Origin of the sequence: Burkholderia sp. DN3021 (genome assembly GCF_049805555.1) — a bacterium.
In the GTDB taxonomy this organism is placed as follows: domain Bacteria; phylum Pseudomonadota; class Gammaproteobacteria; order Burkholderiales; family Burkholderiaceae; genus Burkholderia; species Burkholderia pyrrocinia_C.
The window spans coordinates 23,641-38,192 of record NZ_JBNCAB010000071.1 but is presented as its reverse complement, the minus strand read 5'-3'; the positions used below and the strand labels follow the sequence as shown (position 1 = coordinate 38,192).

Sequence of the window (14,552 nt, the reverse complement as noted above, 5' to 3'; positions counted from 1 at the left end):
CCGCGCCGCCGCGCGCGGCGACGGCCGCGTCGAGCGTCAGGTGCGCGCGCACCGCCGGCGCGAGGCGCGGGTCGACGGCCTGCAATTGTTCCGCGCTGGCGTCCGCGAGCTCGATGCCGTCGCGTTCGCACGCCCGCACGAGCGCGCCGGTGATCTCGTGCGCTTCGCTGAACGGCACGCCCGTCAGCGCAAGCCAGTCCGCAACCTCGGTCGCGAGCGTGAAGCCGAGCGGCGCCTGGCGACGCATCTCGTCGACGTTCACGCGCATCGTGCGGATCATCCCCGCCATCGCCGGCAGCACGAGTTCGAGCGTGTCGATCGAATCGAACGCGGCGATCTTGTCTTCCGCGAGATCGCGGTTGTACGCGAGCGGCAGCGACTTCAGCGTCGCGAGCAGGCCCGTCAGGTTGCCGATCAGGCGTCCCGCCTTGCCGCGCGTCAGTTCCGCGATGTCCGGGTTCTTCTTCTGCGGCATGATCGAGCTGCCCGTCGCATAACCGTCGTCGAGTTCCACCCAGCGGAATTGCCGCGACGTCCACAGGATCACTTCTTCCGACAGGCGGGACAGGTTCACGGCCAGCATGCTCGCGACGAACGCGAATTCGGCGACGTGATCGCGCGCGGCCACGGCGTCGATCGAGTTCTCGCACGGCGCGTCGTAACCGAGCTCCTGCGCGGACAGCTCGGGCCGCACGCAGATCGCCGAGCCCGCCAGCGCGGCCGCGCCGAGCGGCGAGCGCGCGGTGCGGCGGTCCCAGTCGACCAGGCGGTCGGCGTCGCGATACAGCGACTGCGCATGCGCCAGCAACTGATGGCCGAACACGATCGGCTGCGCGGGCTGCAGATGGGTGAAGCCGGCGGTCACCGTGTCGACGTGCCGGCTCGCCTGGCCGACCAGCGCCTGCTGCAGGTCGAGCACGCCGCGCACGAGCTGGCGCGCCTTGTCGCGCAGATACAGGCGCAGGTCGTTCGCCGCCTGGTCGTTGCGCGAACGCCCGGCGCGCAGCTTGCCGCCGAGCGCCGGCAGCCGCTGCGTGAGCACGCGCTCGAGGAACGTGTGCACGTCCTCGTCGGCGAGCGACGGCGCGATCGCACCGGCCGCGTAGTCGCGCGCGATGCCGTCCATCGCGGCCAGCAACTGCGCGAGGTCGTCGTCGTTCACGATGCCGGCGCGGTTCAACTCGCGCGCATGCGCACGGGAGCCCGCCAGATCGTACGGCACGAGGCGGTAGAAACTCGGATCGGAGCGAGACAGGTTCTGCAGCGCGTCGGACGGCTCCGACTGGAAGCGGCCGCCCCACAGGCGTTCGATCGGTTCGGTAAGGCTCATTGCGGTCGACCTCGACTCGGTTGGATTGCCCCCACTGTAGGCATTCAATTTTTTTTGTTGTAGCGAGAAATTGACTCCGCTTAAATGAAGTTTTTCTCAGCACCGTCGCCTTCGACGCGCCCGCCGATGCGCAACCGCCTGCCCCCGCTGAACCCGCTTCGCGCATTCGAGGCCGCCGCCCGGCGCGGCAGCGTGTCGGCCGCCGCCGACGAACTGCACGTGACCGCGAGCGCGGTCAGTCACCAGATCCGTATTCTCGAAAGCACGCTCGGCGTCGCGCTATTCGTCCGATCAAAGGCGCGCGTGAAACTCACGCCCGAAGGCGAAGCGCTGCTGGAACCGGTCGGCATCGCATTCGACATGATCGCGAACGCCACCGTCAGGCTCGATTCGCCGGCCGCCGTCGGCGATCTCGTCGTGTCGACGCCGCTGTCGCTGACGTCGCGCTGGCTCGCCCGACACATCGGCGATTTTCTCGAGCGCTATCCGGGCATCCACCTGAAGGTGATTCCGTCGAACGACGAACGCGAGATCTATTCGACGGACGTCGACGTCTGCATCCGCTACGGGGAAGGCACCTGGCGCAACCGGCACGTCGAGCTGCTCGAGCATCCGGCGCTGTTCCCGGTCGTGAGCCCGGCGTTGATGAACGGGCCCGATGCGATCCGCAAGGTGCAGGATCTCGCGGGACGCACGCTGTTCTGCGAGCATGCGGGCTCGTGGATGCGCTGGCTGGCAGAAGCAAACGCCGACAAGCTGCCGGGCATCCGCATCCTCGAAATCGGCAACGCGCACATCGGTGTCGAAGCCGCTGTGCACGGGCAAGGCGTCGCGCTCGGCGACAGCCTGTCCGTGCGCGACGACCTGATCGACGGCACGCTCGTGCGGCCATTCAGCGCAACGGTGCCGTCGCGTCATGCGTACTATCTCGTCACGCGTCACGAGCTGACCGGGACGCCGCTCGTGACCGCGTTCACGTCGTGGCTGCGAGCATGCCTCGCGTGATGCGCGTCGTTGCTTGCGGCAGGGTTTCGGTCAGGCAATGAGATTCGCCAGGTCGTCCCACACCATGACGATGTTGTGCGAGCGCCAGATCGGCCCCGCATCGACGTACTCGCCGGCAAACCGCGCATTCAGCGCCTCGTAAAAGGCAATCGCGGATGCGTTTCCGTTGACGACACTCAACGCGGCGCCCTGATACCGCAACCCTCTCAAATGCGTCGCGAGTTGGGCAAGCAGCGTGCGGCCGATGCCGCGACGCTTGAATTCGGGATCGACATACAGGAATTTGATCTCGCCACGGCCGTCGAATATCGGTTCCGACGGCGCGCCGGCCGCGCCGATTCCGACGATCCTGTCGTCGGTCTGCGCGATGAGCACGAGCTGGTCGCCATCGTTCGACGCCAGCTTTTCCTGCCATCTTTTGCCACGATAGCGCTCGTCGAGCACGGCATGCGCTTGCGCCGGTGCGAGATCGCGATAGGTATGCCGCCAGACCTTGACGTGGAAATCGGCGATCGCCTGTGCATCGTCGATATTGGCGGATCTGATGGATATTCCGGTCATTGAGGATTCCCTGTCGAGCGGCTTTGCGCCAGTGGGTGCAGTGTATGCAGCGGATTGTAACGATTCGGGCAGCGATGTCGAATGACCGTTTGTGGCCCGCGGCCACCGGTCACGAGCTCCGAAGGCCGGCGGCCGACACGCGCGGAACGCGAACCGCGACCGGGCGTGTGGCGTTCACGCGTCCGTTCGCTGCTGCTCGCGGGATGGACCGTGCGAATCTCCGCTGAAGAGCCTGTTTCGCAACTGACCGCCGGCGAACGCGGCCGCAATCAACGACAGATACCCGGCGACGAGCAGATGTCGCCAGCCGTCGAGCGCGGCGCGGTGCGCAACCAGCGCCGCGTCGGGCGCCGGTACGGCGAGACTTCCCGGCACGATCGCACGCGTCATCTGCACGAATCCCGCCGCCGACAGCACGGGCAGCAGGACGAGTATCGCCAGCAGCACGAACTTCGCATGCCGAAAAAATGCATGGCGGCGCAAATGAAACCACAGTCCGAGACTGCCGTGCACCCATCCCGGTGCGAGCAGCGCGATCTGCAAACCCTGCGTGCCGCTCGTCAGGAGCGACACGATGACCCGTTCGTAGTTCGGCTCGAAGCCGTAAAACGATGTCGCAACCCGTGTCCCGACGACGTGGCGTATCAACAGCATGGGCAGGCTGAGTCCCGCCCACAGACGAAGCCATTCGGCGGGCGGCAGCGCCCAGTGTCGGCGGCCGTAGATGGTGCGGACCGCCAGCGCGAAATGCAGGCCGGCCGCGCCGTACAGCAGGATCGTGCCGGGCGCGCTTTGCCAGAGCCCGATTGCCAGATGCAGCCCGCGCTCGGCGATATCGATCGACCAGATGCCGAGCGCGTGATTGACCATATGGACGGAAATATAGAACCACAGCAGGATGCCGGAACCGAGTTGCAGCCTGCGCGCGGCCTTGCGCTTCCCGTCTTGCGCCGACGCCGGTTTACCGGCATCGGAGTCGATCGCGTGCTGCGCGGGACGCGGCGCGCGGTTGCGCGACGGCGGGCGCATGCCGATGCGATCCTGGAACAACGATGGCCGCCGTGCCTCGTTCACTTTCGGGGCACCCTTGCCGTCGCGTTGCGATCGGCCTGGAATGTCCCGGGTTTGCCTCCGCTTGCCGTTCATTGGCGCCTCCCCTCGATGCGTCCGCCGCTTGATCGGCATACCGCGGAGCGGGCCCGTTTATTCCGGCGACGCACGACATCCCGCGCATGAAGTACATCGCACGGTGTCGGGAATAGGCGCGGTGCTCGCCGGGTATACGGTGTGCGAGCACGACGGATGACGATCGCGACGCGTCGGCACCCTGCACATCGAAACGAGCGCAGTCAAGGAGACCATCATGTCCAACGTTCTGTCCCACTGGATTCTGATCGGTTGCGACGCATACGACGAGTATGTGTTCGTGCCGTGGCTCGATAAATCCGTCTATCTGAGAACGGTCAAGCTGCGTCGGGTCTGCCTGTTGTGACGGAAGCGGTTCCGGCGCACCGGAGTTACCCCCGTAGTCCCGGACACAGCCTCACGCTACGGTCGATGAATCCACCGCGCGTCGAAACTCGCGTGGTGAGCGATACTTCAGTGCGCTACGGGGATGCTTCTCGTTGTAAATGCTCGAACGCAATGGCGAGATTCCGCACGGCCGTCGCTGCATCCGGTTTCTGCATGAGGGCCACATAGTCGCGCTTCATCGTCTTCACGAAGCGCTCAGCCATGCCGTTGCTCTGCGGGCTGCACACCGGCGGCGTCAGTGGCTTCAGCTGCTACGCGAGCCACGACTTGATGTTCGCCTGCATCGCGCCGGTCGAGATCCCGTAGCGCTCGTGCAACGTCGGCAACGCGCCCGCGGCGAGGTACGCATCCGGCAGCGCGATCTGGCGGAACGGTACGGCAACGCCGGCCCCGATCAACGCAGTCGCCACCGCTTCGCCGAGCCCGCCGATCGCCGTATGGTTCTCGGCGACGATCACCATGCGTCCCTTGCGCGCCGCCTCGCGAACGATGGTTGCCGTATCGAGCGGCTTGATCGTCGGCACGTGCAGCACGGCCACATCGACGCGATCGGCTTCGAGTGCCTTCGCAACCTCGAGCGCGCGCATCGTCATGATCCCGGACGAGATCAACAGCACGTCGTTGCCGTCGCGCAGCAGCTTGGCCTTGCCGAGTTCGAAACGGTAATCGTATTCATCGAGCACGGCCGGCACGTTTCCACGCAGCAGGCGTGCGTATACCGGCCCCTTGTGCGCAGCAATGGCCGGCACCATCTGCTCGATATCCAGCGCGTCGCACGGGTCGATCACCGTCATGTTCGGCATCGCACGCATCAGCGCCAGATCTTCGGCGGCCTGGTGGCTCGGCCCGTAGCCGGTCGTCAGTCCCGGCAACGCGCACACCAGCTTCACATCGAGATTGTCCTCGGCAATCGCCTGATGAATGAAGTCGTATGCACGGCGCGTGGCGAATACCGCATAGGTCGTGACGAACGGCTGCGCCCCTTCGTGCGCGAACCCGGCGGCCGCGCCCATCAGCAACTGCTCGGCCATGCCCATCTGGTAGTAACGCTCCGGAAATTCCTTCGCGAAGATATGCAGGTCGGTGTACTTTCCGAGATCGGCGGTCATTCCGATCACATTGCCGCTCGTCCGCGCGAGCTTCGCGAGCGCATGGCCGAACGGCGCGGGACGCGTAGTCTGCCCTTCTGCCGCGATGGACGCGATCATCGCGGAAGTCTTCAGGCGCGGCTTGTTGTCGACGGTGCTCATGCGTGTCTCCCTGCTTCGAGTGCGTCGAGCGCGAGCTTCCACTCGTGCGCATCGACGCGAATGAAATGACTCTTCTCGCGTGCTTCGAGGAACGGCACGCCGCGCCCCATCTTCGTGTCGCAGACGATGATCCGCGGCTGCGGCTTGTCATGTCGGCGCGCGTTGTCGAACGCGCGCTTTACCGCGTCGATGTCATTGCCGTCCACGCGTTGCGTATACCAGCCGAATGCTTCGAGCTTGTCGACCAGCGGCTCGAATGCCATGACTTGCGTCGACGGGCCATCGGCCTGCTGGTTGTTCACGTCGACGATCGCGATCAAGTTGTCGAGCTTCCAGTGCGCGGCCGACATGAGCCCTTCCCAGATCGCACCTTCGTCGAGCTCGCCATCCGAAAAGAGCGTATAGACGAATGCATCCGAGCCCTTGCGCTTGAGGCCCAGGCAACGACCGACCGCGATCGTCAGGCCCTGCCCGAGCGAACCGCCGGACATTTCCATCCCGGGCGTATAGCTCGCCATCCCCGACATCGGCAGACGACTGTCGTCGCTGCCGTAGGTTTCGAGTTCCTCGGCCGGCAGGATGCCAGCTTCGAACAGCGCCGCGTACAGCGCGATCGCGTAGTGGCCGTTCGACAGCAGGAAGCGGTCGCGCCCTTCCCACTCGGGATCGTCCGGGCGATAGCGCATCGCGCCGAAATACGCGACGGCCAGCACGTCGGCGATGTCGAGCGCCTGGCCGACATAGCCCTGCCCCTGGACTTCGCCCATCAGCACGGCGTTTCTTCGGATACGGTACGCGCGCTCGGCGAGCGTGACCGCTTCATGGATGGTTTCGGTATCCATCGATAGCTCCAGTATTGTGTCGGAAGGAATGCAAATCGAATCAGCGGTTGACGGATCGGGGCACCAGGAACACCAGCAGAGCGCCGACCGTGATCGCGACGGAGATGAAGAGCAGTCCCGCAGTGGACTTGCCGGTCAGGTCGTTCAGCCAGCCGACGATCGCAGGCGAGAAGAAGCCCGCGAGATTGGCAAAGCAGTTGACCGCGGCGATGCCCGCCGCCGCCGACATCCCGCCCAGCAGGGCCGTCGGCAACGACCAGAACTGCGACGACGACGCGAGGATGCCGGCGGACGCAATGCTCAGGCACACGATCGACGCGCTGACGCTGCCGAGCGTCGGCAAAGTCGCGAAGCCCGCCGCCGCGATCAGCATCGGCACCGCGAGATGGAAGCGACGCTCGCGGCGGCGATCCGCGCTCATGCCGATCAGCGGCAACGCGATGATTGCGCACGCATACGGGATCGCGGTGAACAGTCCGACCCACAGCGGATCGGCAACCCCGGCCTTGCGAATGATCGTGGGCAGCCAGAACGTGAGGCCGTACTGACCGAGCACGACGCAGAAGTAGATCGCGGCCATCAGCCACAGGCGGCGGTCGGCGACGAACGAACGAATCGACAGGTGGGCGGTAGTGTGCTCGGCGTCGGCCGACACGTTGCGCGCCAGCAGGGCTTTTTCGGCATCGGTCAGCCATTTCGCGCCGGCAATGCCGTCATCGAGATACAGCAGGATCGCAAAGCCCAGCACGAACGAAGGCAGCGCCTCGAGCAGGAACAACCACTTCCAGCCCGCCATCGACATCGCGCCGTGCAGCGAATGCATGATCGCGCCCGACAGCGGCCCGCCGATGATCCCCGCCAGCGGAATCGCCATGAAGAACAGCGACAGTGCCTTCGCGCGGCGTGCCGACGGGAACCAGTACGTGAGGTACAGGATCACGCCCGGCGCAAAACCCGCTTCGGCGACGCCGAGCAGAAACCGCAGCACATAGAACGCGGTGGGCGACCTGACGAACACGAAGCTCGCCGAAATGACTGCCCACGTCAGCATGATGCGGGCGAGCCAGCGGCGCGCACCGACGCGATGCAGGATCAGGTTGCTCGGCACTTCGAACAGAAAGTAGCCGAGAAAGAAAATGCCTGCGCCCATGCCGTACACCGTCTCGCTGAAGCGCAGGTCGTTGAGCATCTGCAGTTTCGCGAACCCGACGTTGACGCGGTCGAGATAGGCGCCCAGATAGCACAGCATCAGGAACGGGATCAGCCGTCGCGCCACCTTCGCGTAGGTGGCCGCTTCGAACGTCTGCGCATCGTCCCGTTGCAGCATCTCGCCCGGAACCGGCGGTGCGGGGTACTTTGCTCTCATCTTTGTCTCCTGCCATGGCCCCGGGTTGTCCCGGGTGCATGATGGGCGGCGCCGCGATTCACGCGGCGCCGTTTCAGTGGATCAACATCCCGCCATTGACGTCGAGCGTGATGCCCGTCAGGTAGCTCGACAGGTCGCTCAGCAGGAACAGGCATGCGTTGGCGACATCGGCGGCATCGCCGAGGCGGCCGAGCGGAATGCCCTTGATGATCTCCTCGCGCATGTCCGGCGTCAGCTTGTCGCCGGTGATGTCGGTCTGGATCAGGCCCGGCGTGATCGAATTGATGCGGATATGGTCGGCGCCGAATTCGCGCGCCATTGCCTTCGCGAGGCCGAGCACGCCGGCCTTCGCGGCGCTGTAGTGCGGACCGCCGAAGATGCCGCCGCCGCGTTGCGCGGACACCGACGACATGCACACGATGCTGCCGCCGCGCTGCTCCTTCATCGCCGGCAGCACCGCTTGAGACATGTACAGCGTGCCGCGCAGGTTCACGTCGACGATCGTGTCGAAGTCGCGCCCGGAAATGTCCATCGTGCGCACGGGCTGCGTGACGCCGGCGTTGTTCACGAGGCCGTCGATGCGACCATGGCGCTCCAGCGTCGCGCGGGCCGCGGCCACGCACGCGTCGCGGTCGGTCACGTCGCATGCCAGGCCGAGATGGTCCGTCCCGAGTTCGGCGGCGGCCGCCTCGGCGTCTTCGCGGCGAAGGTCGAGAATCGCAACGCGTGCGCCGTGTGCAGCCAGTATGCGGGCCGTGGCCTTGCCGATACCGCGCGGCGATGCGGCGCCTGTCACGATGATGGTCTTGTTGTCGAGCAACATCGGTCGTCTCCTGTTGTTGATGTGTGTCCAGAGTGTCGGCTCACCGGACACCCGCATCAACGCGGAAACGCTCAGCCATAGTTGAGAAAATTTCAGATGACGCCGCACGGCGCGCCGCGGGTGCTGCAACGCAATATCGCGTGCGGACCGGAGGACCTGGTGCTCAGCCCGGCCGCCCGTAAGCCGCGACCTCCCGCTCGATCCACGCAAGGAAACGCTTCACGCGGGGCAGTTCCGCGTTCTGCCGCGGGTAAACGAGGTGATGCGCGCCGACTTCGACCGCATGAGTCTCGTCGAATACCGGAACCAGCAGCCCTTCGCGGATCTTCACCGACGCAAGCATCAGGCTTTCGAGCGCGATGCCCAGGCCCAGCGCAGCGGTTTCGAGCGACATGTATGACCGGTCGAATGAAAAATCGAAGGTCTTCTGCGCCGCGAGCGATACGCCGGCTCGACCGAACCACTGCTTCCACTGGACCAACGGCGTTTCGGAATAGATCAGCCGATGCGCGAGCAGTTCTTCCGGCGCCTTCACCGGATGCCGCTCGAGATATTGCGGCGAAGCGAGCGGCGCAATGAACTCGCCGCGCACCGTCCTGACCTCGAGGTTGTCCCAGTTGCCGTAGCCGTGCCGGACATCGATATCGTAGAAGCCGTTCGAGAACGACACGTTTTCGTAAGAGCACGCGAGGTTCAGCTGGATATCCCCGTTCGCCTCCTGAAACGACGACAGCCGCGGCAGCAGCCACATCAACCCGAAGCTCGGGCTCGAATGCACGCGCAGGATATCGACTTCGGTGCGGCTCGACGCACGCTCGGTTGCGCGGCTCAGGTCGGCCAGCGAGCCGGTGACGTCCGCCAGGTAGCGCTCGCCGGTCGGCGTGAGGACGAGTCCGCGCCCCGATCGCTGGAACAGCGGCTGACCGATCAGCGATTCGAGGTTGCTGAGCTGGTGGCTCACGGCGGACGCGGTCAGGCCGAGTTCGTCCGCAGCGCGATTCACGCTCTTGGTCCGGGCCACGCTTTCGAACGCGATGATTGCCTTGAGTGGTGGGATGCGCATGTTGGAATCCGTTGAGGAGGTCTACTCGCCCGACTGGCCGGCGTCGACATGAACGTCGAACGGTTTGTCCGGGCAAAGGCGCTTCGGCACCGGCATCAATTCTAGAGCGCCGGTCGATCCGGGCTCCTGCCACCCACCTCCTTGCCTACGAAACGCGCTTCCACGCCGCTTCGCATGACGAGATCAAAACGCTCAGGCAAATATGGAACACGGTGGACTCGCATGCCCTGACGTCGTGGCCGCGAAGAGGCCGACCGTTTGGTGGAACGTCGCTTTCGGAAGGGAATCTCAGGAAGTCAGGGGCACCGCCAAGCTAGGGTAGATCCAGCCGGAAAATTGCACAGGAATCAAAGGGCCCCCTGCTACATACCATAGCGATACACCTTCGCCCTCTCCGGAGTAACGAACATCAGGCGCGCCCGCCAACACGCACCCCGTAGAGGCAGTTGTGGTGGCCGAAGAAGTACTTGGTGGAGACGGCCACGCACGACGCGTTATTGCAACGTGTCGCGCGCGACCTGCTGCCCGACGGCTGGCCTGCGATGTGCGTGGTTCATCTTTTCGCGGTTCGCGAACCCGCAGTGGAGGTATGAGTCCAGTGCCACCATTCATGGTGGTCCAGATTTCTAAGCAGTTCCGCGCGACGATGCTCGCGGCGATAGCGGTTCATTGCGGCAATTGCCGCAAACGCCAGCACGAACGCGCCGACCACGAACCCGACCCATGCTCCGCTCATAGCAGCCTCCGTCATTTTCGGCCAACTCGGATCATTCAACGCATTCGCGAGACCGCTTTCAGGACAGCGCGGCCCTCTGCGGTAACCTGGACACGCCGACAACCCGATGCCGGCTGATCAACGGCGATCAGGCGATGCTCGATGAGCGTGACGAGTTCGTCGCGATCCAGTTCGATCTGATCAGGAGCATCCCAAACGATCATTAAAGTAGTAATTTCGTGCGGACTTAGCATGGTCTGCATGGAATATTCGTATCGGACAATTGGATTGTGTATACATGCGCGAACGCATGCCTCCCGCTTTCAACGCAACAAGGTGCACGAGAGTTTGTAACGACCCCACCATTTCCTGCGACGATTCAATGCGCGATTTAGTGGGCACATTCTAACGCGCCTGCATCCATTTCCGGTCCGCCGCCTCGTAGGTGAATGCCCTGATTCGGAAACGTTATCATTGATCAAAATCAAGCAAGCATGCGAAATGGTATGAATATATAAACCCCAAAATATATTTCATATAATCACTTGAATTTGTCATTTTTTGAAGCTGTCAGATAATGCAGGTCGATATTTTTTAATAAACATTCTGCCGCATTCATTCAAAATCCTCACTTTCGCTGTATCGCCGGAGAGAAACGGCCAGTGCATCGACATCGCTTTGATAACTTGAAATGACATCCGCCCGCTCCGGAAATCGTTCGCGTTGCAACGACAATGTCTCCACGGCTGCGGCATGACGCATGACAAGCTGCCCGCGCGTCACCCATTCGTCATTTCCGCCGGTGCAGGACTTGATGCGCTTCAGCATGCCGTCGCCGAGAACCTTGAGCGGCGCGTGCCCATTGATGAATTCCGCGTAGTGTCCCGAGAAAAACCGCTCCCACTCGTTCCCCTCCGAGTCGTGCCGAAACGCGACGATATGCCCGCCGAGATCGACCAGGTAGCGATAGGACAAATTCTCATGCGCGTCGGGTGAAGTCAGCTCGGCAGACCTGTTCGCTCGATGAAATCTGTCGGCGAGCGATCCAGCACCATCGGACAGATGCGCAGCAAGGAAAAACTGGGCCGCGCCGGATGGGCAGCCGTTCTGAGGAATAAGGAACGTTACATGGCTGCCGTGCTGCAATGCGAACGTGTAAGTCGCAAGTATGCTCATTACGATTTCCTCTTGATCCTCATGAAGACGATCGGCACCTGGACGCTATTTCCGGATCACTCGTCTGCGGGTGCAATCTCAGCAGCAAGCGATATGCCATCGCGACGCACTCGATTCGCAGGGCGATACGAATCGCCGGAATACACGGAAAGTCGCCGTGAGCGGATGAAAATGTTTCATCGTCGATACGTTTCGCACGGCTCAAGCGCCTGCACACGTCGCTCGCCCTTGTCGAAACCTTCGGGGTCGATGCGGAAGGTTCACTTTCCCGATCCCATTGGGCTTGCCATTTCCCCGACTCGCCTGCCTGGTTGCAACGCTGAAACAGATCGGCTGGCCGGTCGAAGCGCATTCGGGAACACGAATTGCGCCATCGTTTCGGTGCAGCCCAACCCGGGAGTGAAAGATGCGCAACGGCCATACCGTCAGTAAGGTGGCCGCGTGGCTCGCCGTTGTCGTTGCCCTGACGATTGCCGCGCTGTTCGTCTTCATCGTGACGTTCGACTGGAACCGCGCGCGCCCTTGGGTCGATGACAAGGTATCGGACGCGATCGGACGGCAGTTCGCCATCAACGGCGACCTGCGTGTCGGGTGGCATCGGCCCGTGAGCGAGCATGGCTGGCGCGCCTGGGTGCCGTGGCCGCGATTCAGCGCCCGCAATGTCACGATCGCCAACCCGGACTGGGCGCGCACGAAGCATTTCGCCACGCTCGACGCGATCAGCTTCGAAGTCGAGGCGCTGCCGCTGCTCGCGCGCCGCATCGTGATTCCGGCCATCGACCTCGTCAATCCATCCGTCGACCTCGAACGCCTCGCGGACGGGCGCGTCAACTGGACGTTCCAGCTCAAGAATGCCGGTCATCCGGGCAAGTGGACGCTCGACCTGCACGATATCGCGTTCGCCACCGGCAAGCTCCGCTACTACGACCAACAGAAGCAATTCGACCTGAGCGGTGTGATCGACACGCTCGGCAAGCCAATTGCGTTCGGCGATGCGTTGAAGCAGCAAGCGGCGCTGGCGCGCAGCGAATCGGCGCAGGCCGTCGGCCAGGAGGGCCAAAAGAAACTCGCGGCACAGATACACCACGGTGCGGCACGATCCCCGGCACCCGTGTCGGGTATCGAAGCGGCATCCCGCGCATCGGCAGCAGCGTCGCAAGCGCTGGCCGCGGCGTCGCAAGCGTCGGCCGCGATATCCACTACCGCGATCGCCCCGGCGGCATCGGCTGCGTCGAGCACGTCCGCGACAGCGGCGTCGGGCGCGACGGCCTCCGCAGCGTCCGGCGCATCGGCAGGCGCCGCGCCCGCCGCGTCCGTAAGCACGGGCGACTACACGATCGGGTGGACCGTCGACGGAACCTACAAGAAAGGGCACGTTGCCGGCACTGGCAAGCTCGGAAACGTGCTGGGGCTGCAAAGCGTTCAGCGCCCGTTTCCGGTCCAGGCCAATTTGCGCTTCGGCGATACGAAGCTGGCGCTCGTCGGCACGCTGACCGATCCGGCGCACCTGGCGGCGGTCGACCTGCGACTGTGGCTCGCGGGCACCAGCATGGCGCACCTGTACGACGTCACCGGCATCACGCTGCCCGAGACTCCGCCCTATGCGACCGACGGGCGGCTGATCGGGCAATTCCGCGCGTCCGGCAATGTCTTCAAGTACGAGGACTTCACGGGGCGTGTCGGCGGCAGCGATCTCACCGGCACGCTGGTGTACGTTTCGCGCGAACCGAGGCCGCTCCTGTCGGGCACGCTGGTGTCGAAGGTGCTGCGGTTCGCCGACCTTGCGCCGCTCATCGGCGCCGACACGAATGCCAGCAAGGCGCGCCGCGGCGCCGCGGTCGCACAGCCCGCGAACAAGGCACTGCCGGTCGAGGCGTTCCGCACGGAACGCTGGAAGAAGATCGACGCCGACGTCCGGTTCACCGGGCAGCGCATCATCAAGTCCCCGAGCCTGCCGATCACCGACCTGACGACCCACGTCGTCATGCAGGACGGCGTGCTGACGCTCAACCCGCTGAACTTCGGCGTCGCGGGCGGCACGCTGGCGTCGAACATCCACCTGGACGGCAGTGGCACGCCGCTCAAGGGGCGGTTCACGCTGCAGGCGCGACACCTGAAGCTGAAGCGGCTATTCCCGACGTTCGAGGTCATGCAGACGGCGCTCGGCGAAGTCAACGGCGATGCCGCGCTGTCGGCCACCGGCAACTCGCCGGCGGCGCTCGCCGCCACGTCCAACGGAGAAGTGAAGACGCTGGTCACGGACGGCACCGTGAGCCTGGTGCTGATGGAAGCGGCCGGGTTGAACGTGGCGAACGTGGTGTACGAGAAGCTGTTCGGCGATCGCGACGTGAAGATCAACTGCGCGGCGGCCGATTTCGTGGTCACCAATGGCGTGCTCGACTCGCGCGTATTCGCGCTCGACACCGAAGATGCGGTGATCGGCATGAACGGTAACGTGAACCTGCGGGACGAGACCATGAACCTGACGATTCATCCGCATACCAAGGGGTTCCGGGTGATATCGCTGCGCTCGCCGCTGTACGTCACCGGCACCTTCAAGCAGCCTCACGTGGGCGTGAAGCCGGGCGCGCTCATCGCGCGCGGCGGGGCGGCGGTGGCGCTGGGCCTGCTGAATCCGCTCGCGAGTTTGCTCGCATTGCTCCAGCCGGGCCGCGATCAGCCGCTGCCGTGCAAGCAGATGCTGACCGACATGGAGCAGCGCCCGACCGCGCCGCCACCGGGAGTACGAAAGGAGAAAAAGGCTGCACCGGCGTATATGAATGCGGCGCCGCCGGCTTCACAGGCTCACGCGCCGGCGGCTGTCGAACCCGAGCAAGCGACGCGCGCGGGCCGAACCGCCTCTCCTGGCCGGTAAGGCCGCGGTATTC

The 14,552-nt window shown here is 64.3% G+C and carries 14 protein-coding genes and 1 pseudogene; 3 read left to right on the top strand and 12 right to left on the bottom strand.

Annotated features, from left to right (window positions below):
- Nucleotides 1–1,330: argininosuccinate lyase (gene argH / locus ACPUER_RS27520; protein ID WP_425132632.1), on the bottom strand; the 1,330-nt coding region annotated here is incomplete at its 3' end.
- A gap of 126 nt (nt 1,331–1,456) precedes the next feature.
- Between argH and ACPUER_RS27515 the strand changes: the two genes are divergently transcribed.
- Nucleotides 1,457–2,335: a LysR substrate-binding domain-containing protein gene (locus ACPUER_RS27515; RefSeq protein WP_175964006.1), complete on the top strand. Its 879-nt coding sequence runs from the start codon at nt 1,457–1,459 to the stop codon at nt 2,333–2,335.
- A gap of 30 nt (nt 2,336–2,365) precedes the next feature.
- Here ACPUER_RS27515 and ACPUER_RS27510 read toward each other — a convergent pair whose 3' ends face one another.
- Entirely contained in the window at nt 2,366–2,779 is a 414-nt protein-coding gene (locus ACPUER_RS27510; RefSeq protein ID WP_244137445.1) for a GNAT family N-acetyltransferase, read from the bottom strand.
- Between the two features lie 291 nt (nt 2,780–3,070).
- Nucleotides 3,071–4,042 carry a hypothetical protein gene (locus ACPUER_RS27505; RefSeq protein ID WP_425132631.1) on the bottom strand — a complete coding sequence of 324 codons (972 nt, stop codon included), beginning with the start codon at nt 4,040–4,042 and terminating at the stop codon, nt 3,071–3,073.
- Between the two features lie 217 nt (nt 4,043–4,259).
- Between ACPUER_RS27505 and ACPUER_RS27500 the strand changes: the two genes are divergently transcribed.
- On the top strand, nt 4,260–4,388 hold the full coding sequence (locus tag ACPUER_RS27500; protein WP_256260748.1) for a hypothetical protein: 129 nt from the start codon (nt 4,260–4,262) through the stop codon (nt 4,386–4,388).
- Between the two features lie 51 nt (nt 4,389–4,439).
- Here ACPUER_RS27500 and ACPUER_RS27495 read toward each other — a convergent pair.
- From ACPUER_RS27495 to ACPUER_RS27455, 9 genes and pseudogenes are all read right to left on the bottom strand, one after another.
- Nucleotides 4,440–4,677, bottom strand: a pseudogene (locus ACPUER_RS27495) (integrase core domain-containing protein); the annotation flags it as partial.
- Nucleotides 4,678–4,680: 3 nt separating this feature from the next.
- On the bottom strand, nt 4,681–5,679 hold the full coding sequence (locus ACPUER_RS27490) for a transketolase family protein (RefSeq protein ID WP_425132630.1): 999 nt from the start codon (nt 5,677–5,679) through the stop codon (nt 4,681–4,683).
- The gene (locus tag ACPUER_RS27485; RefSeq protein WP_111021075.1) at nt 5,676–6,521 is read right to left on the bottom strand and encodes a transketolase; all 846 of its coding nucleotides are present in this window, start codon (nt 6,519–6,521) and stop codon (nt 5,676–5,678) included. The genes ACPUER_RS27490 and ACPUER_RS27485 overlap by 4 nt, the downstream gene beginning before the upstream one ends.
- Nucleotides 6,522–6,561: 40 nt before the next feature.
- The gene (locus ACPUER_RS27480; protein WP_072444010.1) at nt 6,562–7,887 is read right to left on the bottom strand and encodes an MFS transporter; all 1,326 of its coding nucleotides are present in this window, start codon (nt 7,885–7,887) and stop codon (nt 6,562–6,564) included.
- A gap of 73 nt (nt 7,888–7,960) precedes the next feature.
- Nucleotides 7,961–8,710, bottom strand: a complete 750-nt coding sequence (locus ACPUER_RS27475) for a glucose 1-dehydrogenase (RefSeq protein ID WP_310133337.1) — start codon at nt 8,708–8,710, stop codon at nt 7,961–7,963.
- A gap of 163 nt (nt 8,711–8,873) precedes the next feature.
- Nucleotides 8,874–9,773, bottom strand: coding sequence for a LysR substrate-binding domain-containing protein (locus tag ACPUER_RS27470; protein WP_175964001.1), 900 nt, complete (start codon nt 9,771–9,773; stop codon nt 8,874–8,876).
- A 553-nt stretch (nt 9,774–10,326) separates the two neighbouring features.
- Complete coding sequence (locus ACPUER_RS27465; RefSeq protein ID WP_072444060.1) at nt 10,327–10,509, bottom strand: hypothetical protein; 183 nt, start codon at nt 10,507–10,509, stop codon at nt 10,327–10,329.
- A gap of 35 nt (nt 10,510–10,544) precedes the next feature.
- Nucleotides 10,545–10,751, bottom strand: a complete 207-nt coding sequence (locus tag ACPUER_RS27460; RefSeq protein ID WP_110281430.1) for a hypothetical protein — start codon at nt 10,749–10,751, stop codon at nt 10,545–10,547.
- 352 nt (nt 10,752–11,103) lie between these two features.
- Nucleotides 11,104–11,664 carry a hypothetical protein gene (locus ACPUER_RS27455; RefSeq protein ID WP_425132629.1) on the bottom strand — a complete coding sequence of 187 codons (561 nt, stop codon included), beginning with the start codon at nt 11,662–11,664 and terminating at the stop codon, nt 11,104–11,106.
- 406 nt (nt 11,665–12,070) lie between these two features.
- On the opposite strand from ACPUER_RS27455, the gene ACPUER_RS27450 reads away from it, so the two are divergent.
- Nucleotides 12,071–14,539: an AsmA family protein gene (locus ACPUER_RS27450; protein WP_425132628.1), complete on the top strand. Its 2,469-nt coding sequence runs from the start codon at nt 12,071–12,073 to the stop codon at nt 14,537–14,539.
- Nucleotides 14,540–14,552 lie beyond the last annotated feature (13 nt).

What these genes read in the sequence shown, in the direction of transcription:
- ACPUER_RS27515 (WP_175964006.1), top strand. Translation starts at nt 1,457, where the DNA reads ATGCGCAACCGCCTGCCCCCGCTGAACCCGCTTCGCGCATTCGAGGCC.
- ACPUER_RS27505 (WP_425132631.1), bottom strand. Translation starts at nt 4,042, where the DNA reads ATGAACGGCAAGCGGAGGCAAACCCGGGACATTCCAGGCCGATCGCAA.
- ACPUER_RS27500 (WP_256260748.1), top strand. Translation starts at nt 4,260, where the DNA reads ATGTCCAACGTTCTGTCCCACTGGATTCTGATCGGTTGCGACGCATAC.
- ACPUER_RS27490 (WP_425132630.1), bottom strand. Translation starts at nt 5,679, where the DNA reads ATGAGCACCGTCGACAACAAGCCGCGCCTGAAGACTTCCGCGATGATC.
- ACPUER_RS27485 (WP_111021075.1), bottom strand. Translation starts at nt 6,521, where the DNA reads ATGGATACCGAAACCATCCATGAAGCGGTCACGCTCGCCGAGCGCGCG.
- ACPUER_RS27480 (WP_072444010.1), bottom strand. Translation starts at nt 7,887, where the DNA reads ATGAGAGCAAAGTACCCCGCACCGCCGGTTCCGGGCGAGATGCTGCAA.
- ACPUER_RS27475 (WP_310133337.1), bottom strand. Translation starts at nt 8,710, where the DNA reads ATGTTGCTCGACAACAAGACCATCATCGTGACAGGCGCCGCATCGCCG.
- ACPUER_RS27470 (WP_175964001.1), bottom strand. Translation starts at nt 9,773, where the DNA reads ATGCGCATCCCACCACTCAAGGCAATCATCGCGTTCGAAAGCGTGGCC.
- ACPUER_RS27465 (WP_072444060.1), bottom strand. Translation starts at nt 10,509, where the DNA reads ATGAGCGGAGCATGGGTCGGGTTCGTGGTCGGCGCGTTCGTGCTGGCG.
- ACPUER_RS27460 (WP_110281430.1), bottom strand. Translation starts at nt 10,751, where the DNA reads ATGCAGACCATGCTAAGTCCGCACGAAATTACTACTTTAATGATCGTT.
- ACPUER_RS27455 (WP_425132629.1), bottom strand. Translation starts at nt 11,664, where the DNA reads ATGAGCATACTTGCGACTTACACGTTCGCATTGCAGCACGGCAGCCAT.
- ACPUER_RS27450 (WP_425132628.1), top strand. Translation starts at nt 12,071, where the DNA reads ATGCGCAACGGCCATACCGTCAGTAAGGTGGCCGCGTGGCTCGCCGTT.